The following is a 20,802-nucleotide window of genomic DNA, read 5'->3' on the forward strand; positions in this document are numbered from 1 at the left end:
TTTTGCTGTCCGGTCGCTCAGTGTAGCCGTGACCGAGTACGAGAGCGTCCCGTCAGCCGTCGACGACGAGACCGAGATACCGACGGACCACCCCCGGTATCAGGACCTACTCACCCGCCATCGGATCGAAGCGGGCGTCGAGAAGGGCATCACGCACCTGCAGGGAATGCACGCCGAGGGTCGTGGCAGCGCGTTCGATTACCTCCTCGGTGAAGAGACGATTCCGAGCGCCGACGACGCCGAACGAGCCGCGGCGGCACAGTTACTGCTGGCCGACCACCCCGTCGTCTCCGTCAACGGGAACGTCGCCGCGCTCGTCCCTGACGAGGTCGTCGAGCTGGCGTCGACCGTGGACGCGGCGATCGAGATCAACCTGTTCAATCGGACACCCGAGCGGATGGAACGGATCGCCGCTCACCTCCGCGACCACGGCGCCGAGGACGTCCTGGGACTGGAAGCCAACGCCCGAATTCCGAACCTCGATCACGAGCGGAGTAAGGTCGACGCCGCCGGGATCTACGAGGCAGACGCCGTCGTCGTCCCGCTCGAAGACGGCGATCGCGCGGAAGCGCTCTCGGAGATGGGGAAAACGGAGATCGTCGTCGACCTCAACCCGCTGTCTCGCTCCCCACAGGTGGCGGCGATCCCGATCGTGGACAACATCATTCGCGCGATTCCGAACATGACCGAACACGGCCGGACCCTCGCCGACACGGACGACGCGACGTTGCGAGCAATTGTCGACTCGTTCGATCGCGAGGAGTCGCTCACAGCGGCTGAAGACCGGATCCGATCGGGCGACCTCGCCGGCGAGTGAACCGATCACGTGAGCCGATCAGAATCGGCCGATCCCCGCACCCGTGACCCGAATCCTTTTATCACTGGTACCCGACAGCTTTGAGAGAGGACGATGGAGACCTCACTTCTCCCCTGACTTGGGATCGACGCCGCCGATCGCCCCGGACGTCGATATCGTGACGCTCGCGTTCGCTAGCCGATAGTCTACGCAGCGAGGCCGATAGTCGACGCCAGCGCCGATGGGTGACGAGGCTCGATTCTCTCACTGAACCCCCGAGCCGCAGCACTCGCTCGCGGCCCGTACCGCACGACGAACGACGAACTCCACAGACACATGCAACGGAAATCAGATCGACGGACGACATCGATGAGCGAGGAACCCACGACGGACACCGAGACGGACGAAGCGACCGGGGCGGACAGTCCGTCGAGAGACGAAGCGACGGATAGAGATGGTTCACAGCGGACTGCGGAGAAGGGGTCAGCGATCGTAGCCGCCAGGGCCGAACAGGCACCGGTCGAGACGGCCGAAATCCGGCAGTTGACCGAAGCGGCCGGATACGCGGTCGTCGACGAGTTCACGCAGGTCCGGCCACGCGACCCTGGGACGAACCTCGGTGATGGGAAGGTTGCCGAGATCGCACGTTGTGCAGCGGCAACTGAGGCCGTGGCCCTCGTCGTCGACGGCGAGTTGACGCCCACACAGACGACTACACTGGCAGCACGCATGCCGGACGAAACCCGCGTGTTCGACAGGTACCGATTGATCCTCGCCATCTTCGCCGAACAGGCCGGGCACCGTCGGGCGCAGCTGCAGGTCGAACTGGCCCGGCTGCGTTACGACCTGCCGCGGATAAAGGAGGCGGCCGATGAGGGGCTCCTCAATCGACGAACCGAGCGGGGAACGCCGTACTACGACGTCCGAGATCGAATCGATCGGCTCGACCGAAAACTCGACGAGTTACCCACCCCGGCCGAGCAGTTCCGTGAGCGTCGCCAGCAGGAGGGATTCGACCTCGTGACGCTCGCCGGCTATACGAACGCGGGAAAGTCGACGTTGCTGCACCGACTGGCGGACGATCTGTCGGTGACGAACGCATCGCCGGCGCACCCGGACGAGACCGGCGTCGCCGAGATCGAGGATCGGCTGTTCAAGACGCTCGAAACGACGACGCGGCGGGCGACGGTCGAGGGGAGACCAGTGCTGGTCACCGATACGGTCGGGTTCGTCCAGGACCTGCCACACTGGCTCGTCCAGTCGTTCAGCGAGACGCTCTCCGAGGCGGCGAGCGCCGACGTCGTCGTGCTCGTCGCAGATGGAACCGATCCAGTCGACGAGTTCGAAACGAAACTCGACGTCTCGCTATCGGTCCTCGACGAACAGGACGTGACCCGTGACGACGTCGTGGTGGCCGTGAACAAGATCGACTGCGAATCGGCGGCCGAGGTGGAGCGCCGTCGCCGAATCGCCGCCGAACGCGTCGATTCGGTCGTCACGATCAGCGCCAGTGAGGGGGCGAATCTCGATCGACTGGTGGACGCGATAATTACTCGACTTCCGTCACAGCGGGAGACCTTCACGCTCTCGAACAGGGACGAAACGATGAGCCTGCTGTCGTGGCTATACGACCACGTGACGGTCGACTCCGTCGAGTACGCGGGTGAAATGGTCGTGATCGAGGTCGACGGGAGACCATCAGTGATCGCGAAAGCGCGCGCCCGTGCCGAAGCGATATCGTCAGAAGGGGAGTCGGACGTTCGGTGAGGATCAGGTGGACTCGCCGGGACGATCACCGCTAGGTCCCGTGTACCGGCGCCTTGTGTGCCGGCCAGGCCCGAGCAACGGAGAATCCCCGTCACGACACCTTTTTCACCACTAGTGAATAACACCGAGTTGTATGAGCGACTTCGAACAGTTCAGCGACGTTGGCGAGGCGGACGTAACACGCGCGATCGGTCAGGAGTGGACCGAGGAGTTCATGGACTTCTCGGACTCGGACGTGATCATCATCGGCGGCGGCCCGTCCGGGTTGATGGCCGCGAAGGAGCTGTCTGAACGCGGCGTGAAGACGATGGTCGTCGAGAAGAACAACTACCTCGGCGGTGGCTTCTGGCTCGGTGGCTTCCTCATGAACAAGGTCACCGTCCGTGACCCCGCCCAGCGAATTCTCACCGAGTTAGACGTCGACCACAAGGAGTCCCAGGATAGCAAGGACCTCTACGTCGCCAACGGGCCAGAGGCGTGTTCCGGTCTCATCAAGGCCGCCTGTGACGCGGGCGCGAAGATGCAGAACATGACGGAGTTCACCGACATCGTCATCCGCGAGGACCACCGCGTCGGCGGGATCGTCATGAACTGGACGCCCGTTCACGCACTGCCTCGTGAGATTACCTGCGTCGACCCGATCGCCGTCGAGGCCGACCTCGTCATCGACGCGACCGGTCACGACGCGATGGCCATCACGAAACTCGACGAACGCGGCGTCCTCGACGCCCCCGGCGTGCAAGATGCACGAGACCGCGGGCAGGTGATGGACCAGACCGATTCCGACACCTACGGTGCCCCCGGTCACGACTCGCCCGGACACGACTCGATGTGGGTCGGGAAAAGCGAGGACGCCGTCGTCGAACACACCGGCCTCGTCCACGACGGCCTGATCGCCACCGGGATGGCCGTCGCGACGACCTATGGCCTTCCGCGAATGGGCCCGACGTTCGGTGCCATGCTCGTCTCGGGCAAACGCGCCGCCCAGGAAGCGCTCGACGAACTCGGCGTCGACGCCGACCCCGTCGACATCACCAGCCGCGCGACCCCCGCCGACGACTGACGGAGCGACGCGCAAACGACCGGTTTTTCGAGAGCTATCGAAACGAAGCGACGAGCATCGCCGTCGTCCCACGTCCTGATCGGCCGAACCGAGTGTCAGCGAGCGGGTTCTCACCCCGGCGTCGATTGGATCACTCGACGACGATCGTGACGTCGTTGACTTCGCCGTACTCGCCGGTCGCCGTCGGTCCGTCGAAGCCGTTGAAACTCAGGCGGATTCGGGCGAGCGTCGAACCAGTCGGTGCGTCGTCGGGAACGGGCACCGTCGCCGTGACGGCGCTACTGTCGTCGTCGGCGTTCTCGAAGATGACCGTCTCTTGGGCACTCGAGAAGTCCTGGTTCTGCTCCCAGTCAACGTAGACGTTGGCGTAGTGGCCGTCGTACCCGTTGTCGTTCCACGCCAGGCTGAGGTCGAACGAGCCGCCCGACTGGACGGTCACCACGTCCGGGCAGGTGAAGTCGTAGTAGCCCTCCGTGTCGGAGGATTCGACGACCTGGCCGTCGACGTCGATCTGCTCGATGTATTCGTAGCCGCTGTAGCCGCTGCCGGCCGGCCAGTTCGAGGCGTCGACACACTCACCGCCACCAGCATCGCCGACGGTGACCGGTTGGGTGGTCGAGTCCGTACTGCCACCGTCGTCGGTGACCGTAAGTTCGACCGAATACTCGCCCGCGGTGTCGTAGCTGTGCTCGACCGTTTGGCCGGAGGTCGTCGTCCCGTCGCCGAGATCCCACTCGTATCCGGTGATCGACCCGTCCGGATCGGTGGACGCGCTGGCGTCGAACGAGACGGTTTCGCCGGGGGCGGGGGACGAGGGGGAGACGTCGAAAGCAGCACTCGGCGATTCGTTTCCACCGCCGTTCGCCGGATCGGGGAACGTGTACAGGCGGCCGTTCCCGCCGGAGACGGCTTCGTCGGTACCGATGAAGAACTCGCCGGGAACAGCGACCTCCGCGGTCCAGAAGGAAGCACCGTCACCGCGCCAGGAGTAGACCTCCTCCGGCGACGCTGGGTCGCCGATGTCGTGGACGAAGACACCCGCGTCGTAGAACGACGTGTACATGTGCCCGTTCTGGATGTCGAGGTTGTGCGACGTTCGCTCGTTTCCGACCGATGGCGGTTCGATCTCCGCCAGGAACTGCGTGTCGGTCTTGTCGGAGACGTCCCAGAGTTCGACACCGAGCGGGTTGTAGTTCAGCTGTTCTTTGCCGATGGCGAGAACCGTTCCCTCGTCGTTGAGCGTGACGTAGTGGTCGTTGTTCGGTGACCGGGAGCTGCCGTCACGTACCTTCCCGATCATCGACGGGTTCGATGGAGTCGAGACGTCTAGCATCACCGTCCCGTCGTCCCAGTACGACATGTAGAGAATGTCGTCCTGGTACCAGATGTCGTGGAGGATCGACGCCTGAATGCCCCAGCTGGTGATCTCCGACGGATTATCCGTCGAGACGTCGATGAGGTGGATATCTGCCGTGCCGTTGTTGATGAGGAAGGCGATATCCTCGGTCAGGAAGGAGTTGTGGATCGTATAGCTGGTCTCGTACCACTCGATCAGTTCGGGGTTCGCGGGATCAGACACGTCGTAGTAGCCCATCCCGCTCGGACTGCCCACGTTGCCGGGTCCGACGGCGATGAGGCGGTCACCCGCCTCCTTGACGTCGAGAATCTCGCTCATACCGGTATCTGTCCGGCGTGCGATCTCCGTGGGGTTTTGCGGATCCGAGATGTCCACGCTGACGAACCCCCGATCGATAGCGACGTACGCAACGTCGCCGCTGGTGCCGACGACACCTTCGGCAACTGTCCCGGGGATGTCGACGTACCCGATCGGATTGGCCGCCGCTTTCGTGTCGGCGTCGGTTGCGCCACCACGATCGGCGAGAGCGCCCGTCGATCCGATCACACCGGCGCCAGCCAGGCTGCCTGCGGTTCGTAGCACGGTTCGTCTGTTCGGGGCTAGGTCTTCATCAGACATGCACCCCACGTTATTTCATAGACCGATATTAATCTATTTTAGTTATAAATATACAAACGTAGTAACCAATAGAGAGAATCGGTAACGATAGTCGAACCGAAGAGAGAGAGAATCCGATCTGGGGAAATGATTGCGATGAACCGGAAGACTCGGACAGGGACGAGACGCTGAGGTGAGGTCACGAGGAGGGCTGCTGGAAGAGATAGCGACTGACTCCTGACGCCACCGGCAGTTTCTGTCGGCGAACCGCAACGGTTTCTATGACAGTTGGCGTAGTGACCGTATGATCGAACGCGTCCGACTCTACCGGGCTCCGTCGACCGTCGCTGCCGTCGACGAGATCGCCGACTGGGTCACGGACCGACTCGCGAACGATGGCGACGACCGGACACCGGATGTCACCGTCGAATCGCGATTTCTCGAGACCCACCGAACGCCAGCTCTCGCCGAGCAATTCGCCGCTGCGCGCGTCCGTTCCCCGTACGACCGAGAGACGGGCAATACGATGGTGGGGACCGTCAGATACGAGGAGCGGGCGCTCGAGGACCCCGAACGCGAAGGCGGCGTTCTGTACGACGGCGAGAAGATCCAGCGAGCACTGAACGCCGCACTCCCCAGCGAGGAGACCGACCTCTCGACAGCGCACGTAATCGTGCTCGATCGCGCGCTGGGGACGTGGGGACGCCACGACGGTCGCTGGCACAAACGCGTGAACGTGCTCGGCCAGCCCACCCTGATTTCGGTGCCGGGACTGTACGAAGCGCCGGCCAAGCCCGAAGCCTACTACAAGGCGAAGCAGAAACACGCCATGCTCGCCGGCGACGCGCCGCCCCGGGAGGTCCTCGAAAATCAGGTTGAGGGGGACTTTCTGGTCGAAAACGACCCGCGGACGACGGACGCCCTCAAGGGATACGTCCTGCAAGCGCTCCACTACCTCGAAACTGGATCGGCGTTCTGTGACGACGATAGCTGTCGACTCTACAACGCCCACCATCACGAAGAACTCGTCACCGCGCAGCTACAGGGAACGCAATTCTGTTCGAAACACGCTGCGCGCTATCGATGAGCGACGGCGAACACGCCCACGGATCGGCCAGCGGCTGGCCGAGGGCTCAGAAGAGGTTCGCCTGCTGGTGGACGGAGATGCCGGCGTTCGTGATCTCGTAGGGCTTTTTCTCCCGTGAGTGATTGGCGTCACGGATCTTCTGAATCTCGACGGCCAGCCGCGTCTCTCTGAAGTCGTCCGGACGGACGTACTGGAGGACGAAGACCGCGTCGGTGAGGTACTCGACGATGCCGTGTCGGGAGGCGTACGCCGTATTCTGTGCCGCTTCACTGGTGAGCAACGCCGTCACGCCTGCGTCTTTGAGGCTGGCGGTGAACTCGTAGATTTCGTTGCGGCGCTTGGCCTTTTCGTCGTACATCATTTCGAGCAACGAGACCGAGTCGAGTACGAGCCGACTCGCGCCAAAGTCCTCGATCAGCGACGGGAGTTCGTCCTGAATCGCTTCGAGATGGGTCGCCATCTCGATCGGGTCGACGTCGACGACGGCGAGGTCGCCGCGATCGGCAAACTCGTCGAATCGCCAGCCCTTCTCGGTCGCGCTGTTTATGACGCGCTCACGGGTCTCTTCGAGCGTGATATAGACGGCACGTTCGCCGTTTTCGAGCCCGTGATTCAGGAACTGTAACCCGAGCGTCGTTTTCCCCGTCCCGGCGCTACCGATCGCCACCATCAGCGACCGCTCGGGAATCCCGCCCTGAATCATCCGATCGAGACCGTCGATTCCGAGTTCGAGCCGTGGGAGCGCCGAGTCGACCTCCTCGTCGAAATCCGGCTCCTCCGGACCGAGGTCGAAATCGACGTCAGCGAAACCGGCGGGGCCGCCGTCGCCGGCCCCGACGTCGGGAGTGGGAACATCTTCGAGCGCGTCCCCGAACCCCTGATCGAAGAGCGAGTCGGACGCGGATCCATCGGAGTCGGACTGAGAGACCGCGGAGTCGGCCGATTCACCGACGTCGCCCTCCGCTTTCGCCTCGTCAACTGCTGGGTCGGTGCCCGCCGACTCGTCACTCGGTGCGTTTGCAGGGTCCGACGCTGCCGACGCGTCCCGCTCTTCGAGCGCGCGTTCGAACCAGTCGTCGTCGAGTTCCTCCTCGGTCATCGTGCTAGCAGGGCGATCGGCAGTACGTCACCGGCGCTCGAACGAATCGAGGCCAGGAGCGATCGGGGGTCGTTCACGCCATCCGAAGGGGCCGACGAAGTTATACGTTGTTGCCGCGGGCTCGAGGCACCCGGCTTTTTGGCCGTTCCGGGAGAGTCGACGGGTATGACACCGCCGGTCGCCGTCGGCATCGTCGCCAGACCTGATTCGGAGCGTGCCCACGCCCTCGCGGTCGAACTCGCGAGCGACATCGACGGGGAGGCGGTCGTCTCGTTCGACGAGCGGACGGCGACGGCGATCGATCGACCGGGTCGACCGATCGAGCAACTCGACGAGTGCGACCTCGTGGTTTGCCTCGGCGGTGACGGCACGGTCCTCCACGTCGTCGGCGCCGTGGGCTCGACGCCCGTCGTCGGCGTCGACTTCGGAGCCGTCGGTCACCTCGCAGCCGTCGAACCGACCGACGCGCGAGCGACGATTCAGCATCTGGTTCGCCAGTGTCGACGCGGCACACTCGAACCGACGACCCGACATCGACTCGTCGCCAGGGGCGACGGCTGGACGCTCGGCCCGGCACTGAACGAAGTTCTCCTGCAGGGTCCGCGACGCGGCCCAGCAGGAGGGGTCGAACTAGCCGTCGACGTCGACGGGGCCACGTGTACGGAGACGACCGCCGAGGGAGTCATCGTCGCGACGCCGACCGGATCGACGGCCTACAACCTGAGCGACGGCGGGCCGATCGTCGACCCGGTCGTCGATGCGATCTGTCTCACACCGATAAGCGACCGACGCCGTACCCCGGCCATCGTCGTCAGGGACGAAGCCACGATCACCGCCAGCGTAGACGGCCCCGAGACGGCACTCGTGATCGCGGATGGAACCGATCGGCAAGAACTCGACCTGCCGACGACTGTCACGCTCGAGCGAGCGGGCGAGCCGGCACGGCTCGTCGATACGCGAGCCCCGCTCGCCGACGCCGTGGAGACACTCCGCTAGTGCGACCGAGGGCGCCAACTCCGTCTCCGCGGACACGTTCGTATGCACACGGACACACCACATACAGCCAAAAACAGACAGACCGCCCGATAGACACACCCGAAGAAGCCAACAGGTTTTTCACCGGCCGGACCCCCTCACCGCACAATCGTGCGAATCGATCCGCGACACGCGACGCGACGGCCCTGGGTCGCGCTGGGCGGCGCAGCGATCTGCTTTTACGCAGGCAGCCTCGTCTCGACAGACCCAGCGGCACTCGGCCACCTCGTCGGTGGGACGGGGCTGGCCGTGCTTGGCGGAGGCCTCACCGGACTGTGGGCACGGCGCGTCGGGCGTCGGACCCACGCCAGGACCGGACTCGGGCTGTGGGGCCTCGTCCTCGTCGTCGCAGGACTCGTGTTCGCCCCCGCGGGCGCAGACGTGGCTCGATTCGTTGGCGGCGAACGGACCGTTCTGTGGACGGTCTCACTGCTCGCTGCGGTGACGTCGCTGTATCTCGGATTCCGGGAGTACGGAGCCGCCCGTCACACGCTCGGGACGGAGTCTGTCTTCGAGGGAGACCTGTAGACGGCCGGTGTCAGGACTCGTCTTTCCACTTGATCGAACACCCGCGAGAGGGACGCCACTCGAGATCGACCGGTTCGTCGGCGAGAATCGCTTCGATAGCCTCGCGGCTGTGGTACCGCTCCGGCGTCGCGTCGGGGTCGAGGGCGTCGTCGAGTCGACCCTGATACACCAGCCGCCACTCGTCGTCGCGACGCGCGAACAGGAACGGATCGGGCGTACAGACCGCACCGAACGACGCCGCCACCGACTGGCGCTCGTCTCTAAGGTACGCGTCCCAGTCGATCGTCCCCGCCTCGACGAGTTCGACCATGCGTTCGTGGGAGTCGTCCGGATAGGCAGCTGCGTCGTTCGGATTGATACCGACGATCGCCGCGTCGTCGTACGTCGCCGAGAGCTCGTTCAACAGCTCGAACTTCGCTTTCGCGTACGGGCAGTGGTTACACGTGAAGACGACGAGAAGTGCTCGTGCATCCGCGAACGAATCCGGCGTGTACGTCTCGCCGTCCGTTCCGGGCAGTTCGAACCAGGGGGTCGTATCGCCAGCCTCGAGTTCGGGCGACGATTCCATCTCGACCATGTCTCACTATTCGCCTCACAATCTATAGAACCGACGGTCGGAGAGCCACCAACTACGAACACACACAATTTGCCCACAAACCGCTCCGAATCGCTCGCGTCGGGCCATCGCTGAATCGAACTATTATGTATCTCCCGTGTCTTCGGTCGGCTATGCACACGATCGAGGTGACGGACAGTCAGTATGCCTACATCGAACAACTCCGGTCGGAGTTACAGGAACAGGTGGTCGGGCGCTACGGGACCTGTCGAGACTGTGATGCAGTACAGTTTCTCATCGACAACATCGACGACGATCTCGATCTCTCGGATACGTTCGACACCGACGCACTCCCCGGCGGTGACGAACTACATTACGACGAGGACCTGGCTGACGAAACCGACACGGACGATGTCGAGTCGGCCTCCGACGACGCGGATTCGGACGACGCTGCAACAGACGAGACGGACGACGACAGCGACGACGAGGGTGACAGCAACGACAGTGAATCGGACGACAGCGGTGGAACCGACGCGGCCGACGATGACGACATGCTAAACGAGATGATGAATCTGCTCGATACCCACGACGACAAGTGGGGCGAATCCTCCTCGGGTGATCACCGATACGAGGTCGACCTCCCGGACGGCGGGACGAAGAGTGCACAGACGAAAGACGACGTCCGGGCGATTCTCTTCAAGCAGTATCGGTAAGCGAGTTCTCGGTTGCGACGACGCTTCGGACGGTGGGTCTGGGCACCGCGAGAGAGCCATCCACTACAGACCCGCAACTGTTGTTCTCGAGTGTAAGTGGAGGTGCACCGAAGCACACATGTGATGGCGGTAGAATATCGCTCGTATGACGACACGGCACAGGGGAAGCGAACGGCGATCCGTCGATGAACTCGATGGACCGAAACGGGGCAGGCCATCGGCGGACAGGCGCTGGTCGCATCACGTAGACCAGAGAAATTCGACCCGGACGGGCAGGAGCACTCGTCGATGACTGATCGAATCGCCGCCCGCGTGGACCAGCTCGATCCATCGGGCATCCGACAGTTTTTCGACGTCGCGGCCGCGCACGACGACGTGATCTCCCTCGGCGTCGGCGAACCAGACTTCGCGCCGCCAGCCGCCGCACGAACGGCAGTGATCGAGTCGGTAGAGCGCGGGGACACCGATTACACGTCGAACCGTGGAATGAAGGGGCTCCGCTCGGAACTGGCGTCGTTCGTCGGTCGTTACGGACTCGCACCCTCGCCTGATTCGATTCTGGTGACCACCGGTGCGAGCGAGGCGATCGATCTGGCTATGCGAACGCTCGTCGATCCCGAAGATACCGTCGCAATTCCACACCCGAGCTACGTCTCCTACGGGCCAGCAGTGACACTCGCGGGCGGGACGGTCTGTCCGGTTCGAACGAAACCGGAACGGGACTTTCGGCTCACCGTCGACGCCCTCTCGGACGCAGGCGCCGAATCGGCCGACGTGTTACTCCTCTGTTATCCGAACAACCCCACCGGCGCGACGATGCCGGAAAGCGCCCTCCAGCCGATTGCGACGTTCGCCCGCGAACACGATCTCGTCGTCATTTCGGACGAGATTTACGCCGAGTTGACCTACGACCACGATCACGTCTCGATCGCCTCGTTCGACGGAATGGCCGACCGGACCGTCGTCGTCAGCGGTTTCTCGAAGGCGTTCGCCATGACCGGCTTTAGGCTCGGGTACGCGATCGGCCCGGCAGCAATTATCGATGCGATGACGCGCGTTCACCAGTACACGATGCTCTCGGCACCGACGCAAGCCCAGTTCGCCGCGAAGGCCGCCCTCGACTCCTGTCTAAACGACGTCGACGAAATGATTGCAAGCTACGAGCGCCGACGCGACCTCGTCAGGACTCGCCTCGACGAGATCGGCCTCGACTGTGCCGATCTTGGCGGTGCGTTCTACGCATTCCCGACCGTCCCCGACGGCTGGAGCGCGACGAAATTCGCCGAACGGCTCCTCGACGAGTATGGCGTCGCCGTCGTCCCCGGAACGGCGTTCGGTGACACGTATGACGATCACGTCAGGCTCTCGTATGCAACCGACGAGGAGTCCCTGCAGACGGCGTTCGATCGCATCGAGGCCTTCCTCGCGGACCACCGAGCGAACGGCGATCGGTCGCGAGCGGATCGACCCGACCCATCGCCAAGCGAAACGTGACGGTCCGACCGACTCCCCGTCGACTCGCACCGGGCCGACTGGCCACGACACTCAAATAGCTCCGGGCGAATATCACGATACCGAGCCGATGAGCCAGAGTTTCCGTCGTGGGACGTGGGGCCCGATCCGGCGTCGAAACCGAGCGGAGGGGGCTGACAGTGGGTGACCGAACCGGCCCGATCCTGGATCGAGTAACTGACCTCTTCTTCGCCGTCGACAGCGACTGGTGTCTGACCTATCTCAACCGATCGACCGAGTGGCTGTTCGAGGGATCTCGGGACGAACTCGTCGGCAGAGTGTGCTGGGACGTTTTCCCCCAGTCGGTCGACGAGTCCGTCGCTGAAACGCTGTACGAAGCCCGGCAAACGGAGAGCCGGGCGGTCTCCGAGTGGTACCACGACGGGAGCGACGTCTGGTTCGAGACACGCGCGTACCCGACGCCGGATGGGCTCTCAGTTTACATGCTCGACGTGACGGCAAGGAAGCGCCGAACGGGCGAACTCGCCCAGAAGGCTGCCGCCGTCGAGGCGATGGACGACGGCGTCGTCTTACTCGACGAGAACTACCGTGCGGTCTCCGTCAACGACGCGGTGACGAACACGCTCGACGTCGACACCGAGGTCATCGTCGACAAACATCTCGAACGACTGACTGACCTGGCGTCGATTCCCGACGAGCACGTCGTCCGGATCGGACGCGCGATCGACGAAGTTTCGACCGGCATCGCCGGTCAGCGAACGCTCGAGATCCCGTATCGATCGGGAGCCGGTCTCGATCGCCGCTGCGAGGCCAGGATCGCGACCGTCGACACGGCAGCTGCGAGCCTCGCGCTCGTCTTTCGCGACGTCACGGATCAGCACGACTACGAACAACTCGTCCACTCGCTGCACGAGCTCACTCGATGGCTGTTAGAGGCGACCGATCCGGAAGAGATCTGTGCGATCGCCGTCCACGCAGGGAGCGACCTGCTCGACTTGCCGATCAGCGGCGTCTGGTTGCTCGACGACGAGCAGGGGTATCTGGACCCGATCGCGGGCACGGCTGGCGCACACGAGCAGTTTGGCGGATTGCCGACGTTCTACCCCGGCGAGGGACTCGTCTGGGACATCTTCGAATCGGGTGAACCGGCCCTCTTCGACGATCTACAACAGGAATCGGGCCTCTACAACCCGGACACGCCGATCGAAAGCGAGATCATCGCGCCGATCGGGACCCACGGCGTGTTGATGACGGGCTCGCTCGAGGCGAATCGGTTCGACGAAACCGACCTCCAGTTGCTCTCGACGCTCACCGAGAACACGAGCGCCGCACTCGACCGCTCCGATCGCGAACGGACGCTCCGCGAGCGAACCGAGCGCCTCGAGCGACAGTCAGAGCGGCTCGAAGCCGTCGCCACGGTGCTCTCGGAGGACCTGAAAGAGCAACTCACCGCCGTGGGGGACGCACTGGACTCGGGGAGCGCTACCCAGTCGGACTGGGAGTTTCCCTTCGCCGAGGACGACGTCGCGATCACGCTCGATCGAACCGAACGCCTCGTCGACGACATCCGCGAGTACGCCCGAAACACGACGTCCGTGGGCCGGCGCGCCCCGGTCGACCTGGAATCGGCGATCGAGGACGCCGTCGAGCAGTCACGACTCGAGAGCGCGGCGATCGTCATCGACGACGGTGCGACGCTCCGTGCGGATCCGGATCGGTTCAGGTACCTGCTGGAAACGGTGTTCGACGACGCCGCCGGCCGGTCGAGCGGGGACGTCACGATACAGATCGGAACGGTCGGCGTCGAGACGCGAGCCGACGGCCCCCGCGGGTTCTACATTCTCGACGACGCCTCGAAAAATCCGCCGACGGCCACCGACGGACTCCCGGACTTCTCGATCGACGGGGACGAGACGAGCGACGGACTCGGGCTGGCGGTTGCACAGGCCATCGCCGAGGCCCACGACTGGTCGGTCTCGATCGGCGTCGGCGAGAACGGCGGCACCCGGTTCGAGGTCCGCGACGTGACGACGCTCGATCCGGCCTAACCACAGTGACCGGGTTCCGGACACCGACCGCTCGACGCGAAGTTCGAGAGACGGCAGGAAAGGACACGGACGGAGCCCGAATAGACTGATACCAGCAACCGGGTATGAGAAGAAAGCCGACGGCGGTGGTCAGGAGCGACTCAGGTCGCGTTTCGTGAAATATCCTGGCAGAGGCGGTGGTAGACGTCCTGATCGAACAGCGCTTCCATCGTATCGTCGACTTTCGTCCGCACGACCGCGAGTTCGTCGGTCAACTGGTCGTACTCCTGACTCGCCGACCGTTCCGCCTCGGTCTTTTGGGCGTCGAGTAACGCTTTCTTCGCCGCGAGCGCGAAGTACTCCTGTAACTGGTCGTCGTAGGTCGAGCGAAGCAAGAGCTGGTCGACGACCGACGTCAGATCGTCGCTGGAGACTGGTTTGACGAGGTAATCGTCGAACCCCATCTCGATGATGTCGAAGTCGGGTTCGACGGCGGTGACCATCGCAACCCGGCAATCGAGCGAGCGCTCTCTGATCGTGTCGAGAACCGTATCACCCGAGAGCCCTGGCATCCGTCGGTCGAGCAGGACGACGTCGACCGATTCGTCGATCGCCTCGAGTCCGTCGGCGCCGTCGTAAACCGTCTCGACGGAGTAGTCGTCGTCGAGCCAAGCACCGTACAAATTTGCGAGATCCGGCTCGTCTTCGACGACCAGTACGTGCGGATTACGTGGCATGTCCGTGTTCCCCACAGATAGCAGGGACGTCACGTCGAACCACCAAGAAGATATCGGGCAACAGCGGGTGTGGGGCGTTCGATCGTGACACGCCGTAACAGACGGAGCGGGCCTCGGGACGTCTGTTTGCCCAGTAGGAATTGGCGCGAGCGCTACTCGAGTGCGTCGATAATCGTGGACCGAAGCGAGCGAATCTCGGCCATCGTGTACTCGAACGACGCGTCGTCGGCCGTGATCGAAAGGATTCCGTCGTCGGTCGGGTGTCCGAGCGACCGGACGCGACCGGCGTTACCGACGATCTCGCGAACTGCGGTCGGGTCCGTCGACTGCACCAGAACGCGACCAGGCCCCTCGGCGAACAGGACGCCGGCGGCCCCCGCGTCCGTCGTTGGCTCCGGCAGCGAGACTGACAGCCCCACATCGGGCGTACACAGCTCCGCGAGCGCCACCGCCAGGCCACCCTGACTGATATCGTGAACGGCACGCGTGGTCGGCTCTCGGGCGACCGCCGTAATGGCGTCGAGGCGCGCGCTCGGATCCGTGGGCAGATCCGGGCCGGGAGCCGTTCCACCGAACTGCGCCAGGTATTCGGAGCCACCGAGTGACTCCGCTGGCCCGGCGTCGTCCGCATCGATCAACAGGAGTTCGCCCTCGGCGTCGACCGACGCCGTCGGCACGTCGACGCCCGGGCGTGAGCCGATCATCGCGAGCGTCGGCGTCGGCGGGATCGGCCCACTCACCGAATCGTTGTACAGGGAGACGTTCCCCCCGACGACCGGCACCGAGAGCGTCTCACACATCGAGGCCAGCCCGTCGACGATGCCGGAGAAGCCGCCGTAGACGTCGGGTTTCTCCGGGTTTCCACCGTTCAGGCAGTCGACTGCTGCGATCGGACTGGCTCCCTTGGCTGCGAGGTTCGTCGCGTTCTCCAGGGCGACAGCTTTCGCGCCGGCCACCGGATCCGACGCCGTCCAGTGTGGCGCGGCACCGGCGGAGATGGCGAGGCCCACCGGTTCGTCAGGGGCGTCGCCCGCCGCGTCCGCGTCGGGCGGACTGACCTCGGGGAGCGCGAGGACCGCCGAGTCGTCGCCGGGACCCAGACTCGTTCGAACGCCGACCTCGTGATCGTACTGCCGATAGATCCACCGTTTCGACGCGGTGTTGGGGCTCGCGACGACGGCCTCGAACGCCTCTGTGAGGTCCGGAGCGGGATCCGGCAACGAAGTGGGTGGCGTCTCCGGCGCCACTGACTCGAGGTCGTTCATCGGGGCGCCTTCGCCGAGGAACTCCGCGTCGACGTCCACGACGGTCTCTCGCTCGCCTGCGTCGTCGGTGTACGTACAGACGTAGTTCCCCTCGGTCACCTCGCCGATGACCGAACAGCCCAGATCGAACCGGTCAGCGACCTCGGCTACCCGGTCGACGTGTTCGGGGCGGATCTCGTAGCACATGCGTTCCTGGGATTCGGCCAGCAGGATCTCGAGCGGCGACATGTTGGGTTCGCGCTGATGGACGCGATCCAGGTCGATCGCTGCACCGAGTCCCCCCTTCGCGACGAGTTCGCTGGAGGCGCCGCCGAGACCCGCCGCACCCAGGTCGCGGGCGGATTCGACGAGGTCCTCGTCGACGAGGACCTCGTTCGCCTCGATGAGGAGCTTCTCGGCGTAGGGGTCGCCGACCTGGACGGCCGGGCGATCTTCGGTCTCTGCGTCCTCGTCCAGATCTTCGCTCGCGAAACTGGCGCCCCCGAGTCCGTCGCGCCCGGTCGCGTTACCGACGAGCACGAGCTTGTTACCGGGTCTCTGTGCCACGGCCGTGATCAGGTTTTCCGGCGGGAGGCGGCCGACGCAGGCGACGTTGACCAGCGGGTTACCCTCGTAGTCGGGGTGAAAGTCGGCGCTGCCGGTGACCGTCGGGACGCCGATGCAGTTGCCGTAGTGACTGATACCCTCGACGACGCCGTCCATGAGGTACTTCGAGTGTTCGTCCTCGAACGAGCCGAAGTAGAGGCTGTCGGCGAGTGCGATGGGATAGGCGCCCATCGAGAGCGTGTCCCGAACGATGCCGCCGACCCCGGTCGCCGCACCGTCGAACGGGTCGACGTACGAGGGGTGATTGTGACTCTCGACCCCCAGCGTGAGATACAGATCGTCACTCTCGTCGGCCGTCGGCACCTCGACGACCGCCGCGTCGTCTCCCGGGCCGACCACGACCGATTCGCCTTCGCTCTCGAACGCCGACAACAGTGGCCGGGACGAGCGGTACGCACAGTGTTCGCTCCAGAGGTTTTCGAACAGCGCGGACTCCGCCGCCGTGGGCTCGCGCCCAAGCGCGTCGACGATGAGTTCGCGATCGGACTCGGGAAGACTCATTACCCGAGTGGTGCGAGTGACGGAGTAAAGGGGTTTCTAAACGCCGGTCGGCCATCCCACCACCGCGGCGCTCGAAGCTGGCATCGTTCTCAGATCACCGGCGTACTGTCGACCCGTTCTCAGATAACGGACGTACGGGCACCCTTCTCGAGAGACCACGCTCGAGATACCACAGGCGTCCTGGGAGTCACGAACTGCGGCCCCGAGCGCCCGAAATTCGGCGATAACTGCCTGCACGGTGGTGTCTCCGTCGCCGACGGCGTGGCGGGCGGATCGGGGTACTTTTCTTCGCCCGCTCGAAAGGGCAGGTGTGCAGACGGTCGAGCTCCACACCCACTCGTCGCGCTCGTACGACGGTCGCGATCCGGTGGAACTCATTCTCGAACAGGCCGCAGCGATCGGCCTCGACGCCATCGCGATCACGGACCACGACGAGATCGACGCCAGCCTCGAAGCCGTCGAGCTCGCCCCGGAGTACGGACTCGTCGCCATTCCGGGCATCGAGATTTCGAGCAAAGCGGGCCACGTCCTCGGGATCGGCATCGAGCGCGCCGTGCCACCCGGCCTCTCGTTCGGCGAGACGCTCGACCGCATCCACGACCGCGGCGGGATCGCCGTCGTTCCGCACCCCTATCAGGAGTCGCGCCACGGCGTCATGGCCCGGATCACGCGCGACGAACTCGCCGCGGCAGACGCGATCGAAGTGTACAACTCGCGACTGCTCACCGGTCGGGCGAACCGGCAGGCCGAGCGCTTCGCTATCGAACGCGGCCTCCCGATGACAGCCGGGAGCGACGCCCACATCAGCGAGATGGTCGGCCAGGCGGTCACGCACGTCGACGCCGACGAACACTCGGCCGAGGCGATCGTGGAGGCGATCGCCGACGGTCGAACCGCCGTCGAGGGCAAGCGCACCCCCTGGCGGATCAGCTTTCAGCAGGCTGCGGGGGCGGTCAAACGCCGAATCATCGCGATGCTCACGCAGCTCGGTCCATGACGGGCCCGACCGACCTCACGTTCGGCTCCGACCACGGGACGTCACAGGTCGTCCGACGGGCCATCGAAACCGGCGAGGCGCTCCCGGGAACCGGCGGCTTCGCCGGCGTCGTCGACGGGCGACTCGTCCGCGACGTGCTCGGTCGGGTACCTCTCTTCGTCGAGTCGAGTGCAGTCGAGCCCGACGACACGAGCGACGCGGGCGACCGTGCGTGGCACCTGTCCAAGCACCCCGTCGAACAGGCCGACTGGAGTCACCGTCCGGCCTCGCTCTCGGAACCGGTCTCCGTCCCGGCCGGCACCGTGGACGGGCGACCGACCTGGTCGCTTCCCGATCCCGACCCTGCCACCGACGCCGATCGGGTCCTAATGGAGCTCGACTGCGCCATCCGGCAGCGAACGCGCGAACACAGTGGCGAAAACGTGGGCGTGGCGTTCTCCGGCGGCGTCGACTCCGCACTGCTGGCCGCACACGTCGACGCGCCACTGTACGTCGTCGGCTTCCCCGACAGCCACGACATCGAGGCGGCCGAAGCCGCAGCCGAGGCACTCGGTCGCACCGACGACCTCCACGTGACCGAGCTCACGCTCGACGACGTCGAACGGGCGGTCCCCACGGTCGCAGCCGCGATCGGACGCACGAACGCGATGGACGTCTCGATCGCGACGGCCGTCTACCTCGTCGCCAGCGCCGCCGCGGCCGAGGGCGTCGAGTCGCTCGTACTCGGTCAGGGCGCAGACGAGCTGTTCGGCGGCTACGAGAAAGTACACCGACTCGACCATCGCGTCGAGGCGAACACGGTGGCCGGGGCCGTCCGCGAACTGCTCGCGTCGCTCCCCGACCAGTTGGCCCGTGACGTCCTCGCTGTGGGTGCCGCGGGCGTCGAGCCGGTCGTCCCGTACCTCACAGACGAGGTCGTCGGCCCAGCACTCTCCATGCCGACGGAACTGTACGGCACGGAATCCGCCAGAAAGCAGGCACTCAGGCGGCTCGCTCGCGAGCAGCTTCCCGAGTCGATCGCCACCCGCGAGAAGAAGGCTTTCCAGTACGGCAGCCTCGTCTCACGAGAACTCGACCGACTCGCCCGCCAGGCCGGATTCAAGCGACGAATGGACGACCACGTCGGGCAGTACATCGACTCGCGACTCGACGGCACCAGTGAGGACTAGACTGGCACTGAGACCGATTCTGACGTTCAGCCACGCCACTATAGCTGTGAATGTGTTCGCAGCAATGACCCAGTAGGGCAAACAGGTTACAGAACGAATCCAGGAAGTGAGAACGCCGAAGAGAGTGGGTGGGTGAGGGCCTGTCGATCAGTCGAACACGTCGTACTCGCTCTTTACCGGGCTGGAATCAGCGTCTTCGTCGGCGTTTTCGCCCTCGCCGCGATGGTCGGCCACCCGCTGTCGGTTGATCTCGCCGATCCGGCCGAGGATCGACTCGACCGTCTCGTCGACGCGCGATTGGACCTCGCTGTCGTCGTTTTTGACGATCGGTCCGTGGCCATCGGTCTTCCCGAAGTCCGGGTGCATCGGGAAAGACCCGACGAGCGGGATCTCGTAATCCGAGAGCGTCTGTTCGACACCCTGTCGGTCACCGAGCAGCCGGTGCTCGTCACCACAGCTCGGACAGACGAACGAACTCATGTTCTCGACGACGCCGATGACCGGCGTGTCGTGTTCGTTGTACATCTCGATCCCCTTTCGAGTGTCGTCGAGTGCCATGTCCTGGGGCGTCGTGACGATAACCGTCCCCGTGACGGGCATCGCCTGCAGGAGGTTGAGCGTGGCGTCGCCCGTGCCCGGCGGCAAGTCGACGACGAGATAGTCGAGGCGGCCCCACTCGACACCCTCGAAGAATTTCATCATGAACTTGTTGACCATCGGGCCCCGGAGCATGGCCGGATCGTCGTCGTTCTCTAGCAAGAATCCGGTACTGATGACGCGAACGCCGTCGGACCGGGGCGGGACGAGTTCGTCGTCCGGGGTGACTCCCGGTTCGCTCTCGACCGGGAGGATTCGCGGGACGTTGGGGCCGTGGATGTCTGCGTCAAGCAGTCCGACCATCGCGCCACGTTTTTCGAGCCCGGCAGCGAGGTTGGCCGCGACGGTGGTCTTGCCGACGCCGCCTTTGCCCGAGGAGACGGCGATGACGTTCTTCACGCGGGGGAGCACTTCGGCGTCGAATCCGATGTCCGCCCCGACGCGCGCCCTGATATCCGGTTCGGCGCCAAGTTCCTCGATTGCGTCGCGGATGGCGGTACCGACTTGCGCTTCCGCCTCGTCGTACGGCGTGTTGAGCGCGAGTGAGACGGTCACCGTCTCGTCGTCGATCTCGATGTCGTTGATGAGGCCGAGAGAGACGACGTCGTCGCCGAGCGTGGGATCCTCGACGGTAGCTAACGCGTCGTAGACGTCTTCGGTGGTTGGTGAACTCATAAAGTCGTCGTGATCGAACTAGGCCGCCACGACTCTTGTATGTTTGCTAATCGGGTGATCCGAACCGCGAGAAGGCAGTGTGCCCGAACGCACAGAGCGGACACGATAGTTCGCGAGCGCGATCGAGCGACCGGCGAGTCGAAACGCGTGCCGCTGG

At 64.6% G+C, this 20,802-nt stretch carries 17 protein-coding genes; 11 read left to right on the forward strand and 6 right to left on the reverse strand.

Annotated elements, in window-relative coordinates; all coding sequences use genetic code 11:
• The first annotated feature begins 28 nt into the window (after window positions 1–28).
• From C479_RS02795 to C479_RS02805, 3 genes are all read left to right on the forward strand, one after another.
• The gene (locus C479_RS02795) at window positions 29–817 is read left to right on the forward strand and encodes a 4-phosphopantoate--beta-alanine ligase (RefSeq protein ID WP_007697514.1); all 789 of its coding nucleotides are present in this window, start codon (window positions 29–31) and stop codon (window positions 815–817) included.
• Window positions 818–1,132: 315 nt separating this feature from the next.
• Complete coding sequence (gene hflX / locus C479_RS02800; protein ID WP_007697517.1) at window positions 1,133–2,563, forward strand: GTPase HflX; 1,431 nt, start codon at window positions 1,133–1,135, stop codon at window positions 2,561–2,563.
• A gap of 133 nt (window positions 2,564–2,696) precedes the next feature.
• Window positions 2,697–3,626: a sulfide-dependent adenosine diphosphate thiazole synthase gene (locus tag C479_RS02805; protein WP_007697520.1), complete on the forward strand. Its 930-nt coding sequence runs from the start codon at window positions 2,697–2,699 to the stop codon at window positions 3,624–3,626.
• A gap of 130 nt (window positions 3,627–3,756) precedes the next feature.
• Here the strand turns inward: C479_RS02805 and C479_RS02810 are convergent, their stop codons facing one another.
• The gene (locus C479_RS02810; protein WP_049907020.1) at window positions 3,757–5,601 is read right to left on the reverse strand and encodes a PKD domain-containing protein; all 1,845 of its coding nucleotides are present in this window, start codon (window positions 5,599–5,601) and stop codon (window positions 3,757–3,759) included.
• Between the two features lie 283 nt (window positions 5,602–5,884).
• Between C479_RS02810 and C479_RS02815 the strand changes: the two genes are divergently transcribed.
• Complete coding sequence (locus tag C479_RS02815) at window positions 5,885–6,667, forward strand: DUF7001 family protein (RefSeq protein WP_007697524.1); 783 nt, start codon at window positions 5,885–5,887, stop codon at window positions 6,665–6,667.
• A 46-nt stretch (window positions 6,668–6,713) separates the two neighbouring features.
• Here C479_RS02815 and C479_RS02820 read toward each other — a convergent pair whose 3' ends face one another.
• Window positions 6,714–7,766 carry a KaiC domain-containing protein gene (locus tag C479_RS02820; RefSeq protein ID WP_007697526.1) on the reverse strand — a complete coding sequence of 351 codons (1,053 nt, stop codon included), beginning with the start codon at window positions 7,764–7,766 and terminating at the stop codon, window positions 6,714–6,716.
• 165 nt (window positions 7,767–7,931) lie between these two features.
• On the opposite strand from C479_RS02820, the gene C479_RS02825 reads away from it, so the two are divergent.
• Together C479_RS02825 and C479_RS02830 are read left to right on the forward strand one after the other, a co-directional pair.
• Complete coding sequence (locus tag C479_RS02825) at window positions 7,932–8,762, forward strand: NAD(+)/NADH kinase (protein ID WP_007697527.1); 831 nt, start codon at window positions 7,932–7,934, stop codon at window positions 8,760–8,762.
• 150 nt (window positions 8,763–8,912) lie between these two features.
• A complete protein-coding gene (locus C479_RS02830) occupies window positions 8,913–9,329 on the forward strand; it encodes a hypothetical protein (protein ID WP_007697530.1) in 417 nt (138 codons plus the stop codon).
• A 10-nt stretch (window positions 9,330–9,339) separates the two neighbouring features.
• Here C479_RS02830 and C479_RS02835 read toward each other — a convergent pair whose 3' ends face one another.
• Complete coding sequence (locus C479_RS02835; protein WP_007697533.1) at window positions 9,340–9,906, reverse strand: thioredoxin family protein; 567 nt, start codon at window positions 9,904–9,906, stop codon at window positions 9,340–9,342.
• A 152-nt stretch (window positions 9,907–10,058) separates the two neighbouring features.
• Between C479_RS02835 and C479_RS02840 the strand changes: the two genes are divergently transcribed.
• From C479_RS02840 to C479_RS02850, 3 genes are all read left to right on the forward strand, one after another.
• The gene (locus C479_RS02840; RefSeq protein ID WP_007697536.1) at window positions 10,059–10,598 is read left to right on the forward strand and encodes a hypothetical protein; all 540 of its coding nucleotides are present in this window, start codon (window positions 10,059–10,061) and stop codon (window positions 10,596–10,598) included.
• A 288-nt stretch (window positions 10,599–10,886) separates the two neighbouring features.
• A complete protein-coding gene (locus C479_RS02845; protein WP_007697539.1) occupies window positions 10,887–12,092 on the forward strand; it encodes a pyridoxal phosphate-dependent aminotransferase in 1,206 nt (401 codons plus the stop codon).
• Between the two features lie 158 nt (window positions 12,093–12,250).
• Window positions 12,251–14,119, forward strand: coding sequence for a PAS domain-containing sensor histidine kinase (locus tag C479_RS02850; protein WP_007697542.1), 1,869 nt, complete (start codon window positions 12,251–12,253; stop codon window positions 14,117–14,119).
• A 140-nt stretch (window positions 14,120–14,259) separates the two neighbouring features.
• On the opposite strand, the gene C479_RS02855 is transcribed toward C479_RS02850, so the two are convergent.
• Together C479_RS02855 and purL are read right to left on the reverse strand one after the other, a co-directional pair.
• Window positions 14,260–14,835, reverse strand: coding sequence for a HalX domain-containing protein (locus tag C479_RS02855; RefSeq protein ID WP_049907021.1), 576 nt, complete (start codon window positions 14,833–14,835; stop codon window positions 14,260–14,262).
• A gap of 152 nt (window positions 14,836–14,987) precedes the next feature.
• Complete coding sequence (purL, locus tag C479_RS02860; RefSeq protein ID WP_007697546.1) at window positions 14,988–17,207, reverse strand: phosphoribosylformylglycinamidine synthase subunit PurL; 2,220 nt, start codon at window positions 17,205–17,207, stop codon at window positions 14,988–14,990.
• 310 nt (window positions 17,208–17,517) lie between these two features.
• Here purL and C479_RS02865 point away from each other — a divergent pair, with 310 nt between their 5' ends.
• Both C479_RS02865 and C479_RS02870 read left to right on the forward strand, forming a co-directional pair.
• Window positions 17,518–18,204: a PHP domain-containing protein gene (locus C479_RS02865; RefSeq protein ID WP_007697549.1), complete on the forward strand. Its 687-nt coding sequence runs from the start codon at window positions 17,518–17,520 to the stop codon at window positions 18,202–18,204.
• Complete coding sequence (locus tag C479_RS02870; protein WP_007697552.1) at window positions 18,201–19,373, forward strand: asparagine synthase C-terminal domain-containing protein; 1,173 nt, start codon at window positions 18,201–18,203, stop codon at window positions 19,371–19,373. The genes C479_RS02865 and C479_RS02870 overlap by 4 nt, the downstream gene beginning before the upstream one ends.
• Window positions 19,374–19,520: 147 nt before the next feature.
• Here C479_RS02870 and C479_RS02875 read toward each other — a convergent pair whose 3' ends face one another.
• On the reverse strand, window positions 19,521–20,645 hold the full coding sequence (locus C479_RS02875) for an Mrp/NBP35 family ATP-binding protein (protein ID WP_007697555.1): 1,125 nt from the start codon (window positions 20,643–20,645) through the stop codon (window positions 19,521–19,523).
• Between the last annotated feature and the right edge of the window lie 157 nt (window positions 20,646–20,802).

The organism is Halovivax asiaticus JCM 14624 (genome assembly GCF_000337515.1).
Lineage (GTDB): Archaea > Halobacteriota > Halobacteria > Halobacteriales > Natrialbaceae > Halovivax > Halovivax asiaticus.

Excerpts from the sequence above, each read along its gene's own strand:
- hflX (WP_007697517.1), top strand. The coding sequence starts at position 1,133 with ATGCAACGGAAATCAGATCGACGGACGACATCGATGAGCGAGGAACCC.
- C479_RS02805 (WP_007697520.1), top strand. The coding sequence starts at position 2,697 with ATGAGCGACTTCGAACAGTTCAGCGACGTTGGCGAGGCGGACGTAACA.
- C479_RS02810 (WP_049907020.1), bottom strand. The coding sequence starts at position 5,601 with ATGTCTGATGAAGACCTAGCCCCGAACAGACGAACCGTGCTACGAACC.
- C479_RS02815 (WP_007697524.1), top strand. The coding sequence starts at position 5,885 with ATGATCGAACGCGTCCGACTCTACCGGGCTCCGTCGACCGTCGCTGCC.
- C479_RS02820 (WP_007697526.1), bottom strand. The coding sequence starts at position 7,766 with ATGACCGAGGAGGAACTCGACGACGACTGGTTCGAACGCGCGCTCGAA.
- C479_RS02825 (WP_007697527.1), top strand. The coding sequence starts at position 7,932 with ATGACACCGCCGGTCGCCGTCGGCATCGTCGCCAGACCTGATTCGGAG.
- C479_RS02835 (WP_007697533.1), bottom strand. The coding sequence starts at position 9,906 with ATGGTCGAGATGGAATCGTCGCCCGAACTCGAGGCTGGCGATACGACC.
- C479_RS02840 (WP_007697536.1), top strand. The coding sequence starts at position 10,059 with ATGCACACGATCGAGGTGACGGACAGTCAGTATGCCTACATCGAACAA.
- C479_RS02845 (WP_007697539.1), top strand. The coding sequence starts at position 10,887 with ATGACTGATCGAATCGCCGCCCGCGTGGACCAGCTCGATCCATCGGGC.
- C479_RS02855 (WP_049907021.1), bottom strand. The coding sequence starts at position 14,835 with ATGCCACGTAATCCGCACGTACTGGTCGTCGAAGACGAGCCGGATCTC.
- purL (WP_007697546.1), bottom strand. The coding sequence starts at position 17,207 with ATGAGTCTTCCCGAGTCCGATCGCGAACTCATCGTCGACGCGCTTGGG.
- C479_RS02870 (WP_007697552.1), top strand. The coding sequence starts at position 18,201 with ATGACGGGCCCGACCGACCTCACGTTCGGCTCCGACCACGGGACGTCA.
- C479_RS02875 (WP_007697555.1), bottom strand. The coding sequence starts at position 20,645 with ATGAGTTCACCAACCACCGAAGACGTCTACGACGCGTTAGCTACCGTC.